General features: G+C 31.2%; 3 protein-coding genes. 1 reads left to right on the forward strand and 2 read right to left on the reverse strand.

The genetic code is table 11. From position 1 onward, the window contains the following. Positions 1-225 precede the first annotated feature (225 nt). Positions 226-1,113 (forward strand): carboxylate/amino acid/amine transporter, encoded by an 888-nt coding sequence (locus tag A9G28_RS03760; protein ID WP_218057316.1) that lies wholly within the window; start codon positions 226-228, stop codon positions 1,111-1,113. A gap of 567 nt (positions 1,114-1,680) precedes the next feature. Here the strand turns inward: A9G28_RS03760 and A9G28_RS03765 are convergent. Both A9G28_RS03765 and yaaA read right to left on the reverse strand, forming a co-directional pair. Continuing rightward, positions 1,681-2,634: an AEC family transporter gene (locus A9G28_RS03765; RefSeq protein WP_065579808.1), complete on the reverse strand. Its 954-nt coding sequence runs from the start codon at positions 2,632-2,634 to the stop codon at positions 1,681-1,683. A 10-nt stretch (positions 2,635-2,644) separates the two neighbouring features. Then, the gene (yaaA, locus tag A9G28_RS03770) at positions 2,645-3,418 is read right to left on the reverse strand and encodes a peroxide stress protein YaaA (protein ID WP_065579809.1); all 774 of its coding nucleotides are present in this window, start codon (positions 3,416-3,418) and stop codon (positions 2,645-2,647) included. Positions 3,419-4,882 lie beyond the last annotated feature (1,464 nt).

A 4,882-nucleotide genomic window follows, 5' to 3' on the forward strand; every position in this document is an offset into this window, starting at 1 on the left:
TGTATCAATCAAAAATTTACCAATCCTAGCCCACAAACATATGAAAAAGTAAAAAGCATATTACGCATGTTTAATGCGAAACGATTTTAGATACAACGCCTTATGCATTTTTAGAGGGTTATTTTAATCATGAAGTGTAAATAACTCGGTGTTTTCTACATATACCTTATTGTTGTAATCAATTTTTATAACATAAAGTTTACAAATATTAAGTGAATTGATACGATGCAATCCATTTATCATTCTTTCTTTATATTAATTATGGCTTATCTTATTTTTGTAACAATTATTTGGTCGTTTTCGTTTAGTTTTATTGGTGTTTATATCAGTGGACAGGTTGATACTTGGTTTGCTGTAGTTATGCGTGTTTTGTTAGCATTTATTACCTTTTTACCTTTTTTATGCTTTAGAAATATTAAGCTTAAAACCCTATTTCTTTTAATGGGTGTTGGGGCTTGTCAATTAGGGATTATGTACTTTTTTTATTATAATTCCTTCCAATATATTTCAGTACCTGAAGTGCTGTTGTTTACCATTTTTACACCTATTTATGTCACGGTTATTTATGATTTACTGCAACGTCATCCATTAAGATTGAGTTACCTTTTTACGGCAATAATAGCAGTTATTGGTGCCGCTATTATCCGTTATGATCATATTAGTGCAAACTTTATTATTGGCTTTTTATTAATTCAAGGGGCTAATATTGTTTTTGCCTTAGGGCAGGTTGGTTATAAAAGAATTATGGAGATATATCCAATGCCTCAACATCAGGCTTTTGCTTGGGTTTACTTGGGGGCGGTAATTGTGGCAACAGTAGGTTGGTTGCTTTTTGGCGATGCATCAAAATTACCTACAACTATTTTACAATGGAGCATTATTATCTGGCTTGGCGTAGTGGCTTCTGGCATATGTTACTTTTTATGGAATTATGGTGCGACAAAAGTGAATTCGGGCACTTTGGCTATTATGAATAATGTGGTTATTCCAACAGGGATTTTGGTGAATGTGGCGATTTGGCATCAATCAATAGACTGGGTACGCTTTATATTGGGTAGTGCAGTCATTATGTTGGCACTATTGCTACACTACAAAGTTAAAATTGCTCATTAAGTTAAGAACAATAATCTGTAGGAATTATTCGCGTTATTGACAGTAATTTGAGAAACGTCCGTCATAAATAGACATAAAAAACAGAACTAACGTAAATCAAAGATTGCGATATGGCACTTATATCATAAAGAAAAATAACTACCACTGATTTGGCTAAACATTTTGATGAATCGTTCAATGATTTGTAACCTGCTAAAAAAGCCTGTTTGAAGCTATTTGTCTTCTTAACCAGTAGCAACAAACGTTATAAAACCATTAATCATGTCATTGATCATTTGGTTAAAATTTAAAAATCGATTAAAGATAAATTAAGACGGCAAGCCCAGTATGCATTTTTCAGGTGATAGGTTTTGTAAAAAATATTCAGGATTCTATACCGTTTGGTGATAAATTAAAACTCTGCAGTATTTTATTTGTTAGATTCAAAAGATAGAAAATGATTTATTCATTTTTATACACATAAGATGATTTTAAGTAAAACGCTTTAGGCATTGTTAGCAAATTATTTGAATCATGAAGTATAAGCAATCTGGTGTTGTGCTATAAAGTTGTGCTATAAATAACCGTTTAAGGTAAATGTGTCATAATTGATAAAATTAACGGTGTTGTAATAGAAGATAGCATCGTTGATATTAATAAGCTTGAAGCGATAGAGCCTTGCAACACTTCAAACTGCCTTGCCATCATATAACAATTTATCGCAATTGAAACTGAACTGAGTAATACCACCACTTGCAATTCTAAAGTTGGTAGTCCAATGAGTTTACCTAAAATATAAGTAACAATAGGTAACATAGCCAATTTTAATGTGCAGATAGCTGTTGTAATTAAAAGTTTATCTCGAATTTTATATTCCGCCAGTCCCATTCCTAAAACAATTAATGAAAGAGGTGCGGTCATCTCACTCACCATTTTGGTTGATTTATCGATAAAGTTAGGTAACGGTAAACCAATAAAATTCACTATAATGCCTGTAAAAATTCCAATAATAATGGGATTTTTTGCAACATTTTTAAAGGCTTTAACAATCCCTTTAGTTGAACATTTTCCCATTTGCACAAATTCAATAGAAACCGTCGCAAGTGTCCATAAAATTAAGGCATTAAAAATAACGATAATGGCAACAATGGGGATAGCATTATCGCCTAATAACATTTTAATAATAGGAATACCAACAAACACCGTATTGGTATAAATACTACCCATAGCAAACATTGTACTTTCTGAACCATTTAACTTAAATAATTTAGATGCAATTAGGCAACCAATTGCAAAGACAATAAAGGATCCACCAAAAAAAACGAATAACAGTTTTATATCGATTTGCGAATGTTCAGAAAAATGGCTCATGATCTGAAATAGCATGATGGGAAATGCAATATAAAAGGTAAATTTGGTTAAGCTATCGGTGACTGTTTTTTGCCAACGACCTACTTTAACCGCTAAAAAGCCGAATAAAATTAGCATAAAAAGGGGCAGAGTAGATAAAAACTGCGCCCATAATGTTGTAAAAAATACCATCGTTATTATTTTATTGATGTTTGCGTATGAAGTACCATTCTAAGTCAGTTGATCGTTTTGAATCAAATTGATAGCCTTCTAAATTGAAATCTTTAATATCATCACGGTGATTAATTTTATTTTTTATAATAAATCTGCTCATTAAACCACGCGCTTTTTTAGCATAAAAGCTAATCACTTTATAATCATCTTTGCCTTTATCTAAAAATATCGGTTGAATGATCTTAGCATTGAGCTGTTTTGCTTTTATTGCTTTGAAATATTCGTTTGATGCCAAATTAATTAATGTGGGATGTGATGATTTTAACAACTCGTCATTAAGTTTATTTGTTAATGATTCTCCCCAAAATTGATAAAGATTAGCATGGTTACCGTTTTTTAAGCGAATACCCATTTCTAAGCGATAGGGCTGAATTAGATCAAGTGGTCGTAATAAGCCATATAATCCTGACAAAATCCGTAGATGTGATTGAGCAAATTTTAGATCACTATCATTAAAATCTTCAACATGTAAGCCCTCGTAAACATCACCTTTAAAAGCCAGTATCGCTTGCCTTGCATTCTCAAGATTAAAATCACTATGCCAATTTTGAAAACGCTCATAATTAAGCTCAGCTAATTTGGGGCTGATAGACATTAATTGGGCTAAATTCTCCACACTCAATTTTTGACAATCTTGTATAAGGGTTTTAGTTGAGTCAATAAATTGAGGAAGCGTATAATTTTGGGTTAATAATGGTGATTGGTAATCTAAGGTTTTTGCTGGTGAAATAATTATTATCATAACATATTTTGCCTATTGTATTTTGCAATAAATCGGGTTATTTTACATCAAATTCAACCCAAAGGAGTAGCAAAATGAACGTAGATAAACAAGAAATGCACGATATCAAAGCTTGGCCTACTATTCGTGAAATATTTATTGAAATTGTCGACGCTATTTTTGAATTTTTTATAGGGGGGTTTTAGTTGAGTTAATAAATTGAGGAAGCGTATAATTTTAGGTTAATAATGGTGATTGGTAATCTAAGGTTTTTGCTGGTGAAATAATTATTATCATAACATATTTTGCCTATTGTATTTTGCAATAAATCGGGTTATTTTACATCAAATTCAACCCAAAGGAGTAGCAAAATGAACGTAGATAAACAAGAAATGCACGATATCAAAGCTTGGCCTACTATTCGTGAAATATTTATTGAAATTGTCGACGCTATTTTTGAATTTTTTATAGGGGGGTTTTAGTTGAGTTAATAAATTGAGGAAGCGTATAATTTTAGGTTAATAATGGTGATTGGTAATCTAAGGTTTTTGCTGGTGAAATAATTATTATCATAACATATTTTGCCTATTGTATTTTGCAATAAATCGGGTTATTTTACATCAAATTCAACCCAAAGGAGTAGCAAAATGAACGTAGATAAACAAGAAATGCACGATATCAAAGCTTGGCCTACTATTCGTGAAATATTTATTGAAATTGTCGACGCTATTTTTGAATTTTTTATAGGGGGGTTTTAGTTGAGTTAATAAATTGAGGAAGCGTATAATTTTAGGTTAATAATGGTGATTGGTAATCTAAGGTTTTTGCTGGTGAAATAATTATTATCATAACATATTTTGCCTATTGTATTTTGCAATAAATCGGGTTATTTTACATCAAATTCAACCCAAAGGAGTAGCAAAATGAACGTAGATAAACAAGAAATGCACGATATCAAAGCTTGGCCTACTATTCGTGAAATATTTATTGAAATTGTCGACGCTATTTTTGAATTTTTTATAGGGGGGTTTTAGTTGAGTTAATAAATTGAGGAAGCGTATAATTTTAGGTTAATAATGGTGATTGGTAATCTAAGGTTTTTGCTGGTGAAATAATTATTATCATAACATATTTTGCCTATTGTATTTTGCAATAAATCGGGTTATTTTACATCAAATTCAACCCAAAGGAGTAGCAAAATGAACGTAGATAAACAAGAAATGCACGATATCAAAGCTTGGCCTACTATTCGTGAAATATTTATTGAAATTGTCGACGCTATTTTTGAATTTTTTATAGGGGGGTTTTAGTTGAGTTAATAAATTGAGGAAGCGTATAATTTTAGGTTAATAATGGTGATTGGTAATCTAAGGTTTTTGCTGGTGAAATAATTATTATCATAACATATTTTGCCTATTGTATTTTGCAATAAATCGGGTTATTTTACATCAAATTCAACCCAAAGGAGTAGCAAAATGAACGTAG

This window comes from Gilliamella sp. Fer1-1, assembly GCF_001690825.1.
GTDB classification, from domain to species: domain Bacteria; phylum Pseudomonadota; class Gammaproteobacteria; order Enterobacterales; family Orbaceae; genus Gilliamella; species Gilliamella apicola_C.

Excerpts from the sequence above, each read along its gene's own strand:
- A9G28_RS03765 (WP_065579808.1), bottom strand. The coding sequence starts at position 2,634 with ATGGTATTTTTTACAACATTATGGGCGCAGTTTTTATCTACTCTGCCC.
- yaaA (WP_065579809.1), bottom strand. The coding sequence starts at position 3,418 with ATGATAATAATTATTTCACCAGCAAAAACCTTAGATTACCAATCACCA.
- A9G28_RS03760 (WP_218057316.1), top strand. The coding sequence starts at position 226 with ATGCAATCCATTTATCATTCTTTCTTTATATTAATTATGGCTTATCTT.